The organism is Stenotrophomonas sp. SrG (genome assembly GCF_050031795.1).
GTDB lineage: Bacteria > Pseudomonadota > Gammaproteobacteria > Xanthomonadales > Xanthomonadaceae > Stenotrophomonas > Stenotrophomonas rhizophila_A.
Map to the genome: position 1 here is coordinate 1 of NZ_JBNBBE010001114.1, position 239 is coordinate 239.

Consider the following 239-nt stretch of genomic DNA (forward strand, 5'->3'; position numbering starts at 1 on the left):
GGCCGGGACTTTCTTACACAGACTGTTCGGCCTGCAACCGCTCGACGAACGCCTGGACGGACATGCTGCCCAGATCCTCGCCCGAGCGCGTACGCACGGCGACGGCGCCATTTTCCTTCTCACGGTCGCCCACCACCAGCAGGTACGGGACCCGCTGCAGCGTATGCTCGCGAATCATATAACCGATCTTCTCAATGCGCAAATCCGACGTTACCCGGAAGCCGTGATCTGCAAGGGTG

Annotated in this window: 1 protein-coding gene; it reads right to left on the reverse strand. The window is 61.5% G+C overall.

What is annotated here, in order from left to right:
- Positions 1-13: 13 nt before the first annotated feature.
- A partial coding sequence (locus tag ACQG3P_RS22930) for a His/Gly/Thr/Pro-type tRNA ligase C-terminal domain-containing protein (RefSeq protein ID WP_426806332.1) occupies positions 14-239 on the reverse strand: 226 nt, incomplete at its 5' end.